Below are 955 nucleotides of genomic sequence, written 5' to 3' on the forward strand. Positions count from 1 at the left end.
CAAGAGAGGTACGCGCGGGGTATGTGACGGTTGGTGTTGCTCGATCAGGTGCGGGGGATACGCGTCGTGCGGAGGGACGTACGGGTCTGGGTGGCGTGGACGGGCGTGGGGCAGGCCGAGTGTCGGGAGTGCGATCGAGCGCGCTGTGCTCCTTGACGTGCTTGAGCGGGAGCACGTCGTTCGACTACTTCCGGCGCGAAGCCGGCTCTTTTCCCGGGTCGTTGAGTGTCATGTGGGTCGGAGAAGGCGGCGGAAGCGGAGACGGTCGTTTCCTGTTCGTGCCGGACCCGCGCAATCCGTTGGTTTTCAAGAGACCAGACCGGGATGGAAAAGGCAGGACGATCAAACCTCGCATCATGTACACCGACGGTGGCTCGATTCCGAAGATCGCTCAAGCCTTCAATGGCTTCTCGCCTTGGGGTTATGCGCCCGCCTATATGATTCACGATTGGCTGTTCGTTGCACATCACTGTGTTGTGGACGCGGCCGCAGATGCGCGCCAGCTGGAGACAGCGGACATCACCTTCGACGATTCGATTGAAATCCTCGGGGAGGCTATCCAAGCGCTTGTAGCCTCCCGCCAGGTGGCAGCAAACGATGTCACTGCTTCGACGATAACCTCGGCCGTGGGGACGCCTATTGCTCGTAATCTTTGGGATCGGCAGGGGGCTTGCGAAGGCTCACACGTGTCGAAGGAGCATCGCTCGATCGCTGAGTCCGCCATCCCCGGAACGTCTGCCGTTGCCGGGCGAGTACCTGCTCGCGGTGGCGGCGTCGAAGCCCGCCGCCCGACGTCACGCATTATCACACGAGTCAGCTTCTAGGTTCTGCGGACGATCCAGCGTTCACCTTCCAACTCCGTGGCAATCAGCGAAGCTGCCCGCCGGTAGAGGCTGGAGTTCGTGAAGCCTATGGCGGCAGCCCCGTGGTCATGAAGGAGTCAAAGCACGTAAGC

The 955-nt window shown here is 61.6% G+C and carries 1 protein-coding gene; it reads left to right on the forward strand.

Features of this window, described 5'->3' with window-relative positions:
- Positions 1-161 precede the first annotated feature (161 nt).
- Complete coding sequence (locus B6S44_RS21310; protein ID WP_129158906.1) at positions 162-824, forward strand: hypothetical protein; 663 nt, start codon at positions 162-164, stop codon at positions 822-824.
- Positions 825-955: the final 131 nt, after the last annotated feature.

Source organism: Allobosea sp. Tri-44 (assembly GCF_004123845.1).
Classification (GTDB): Bacteria; Pseudomonadota; Alphaproteobacteria; order Rhizobiales; family Beijerinckiaceae; genus Allobosea.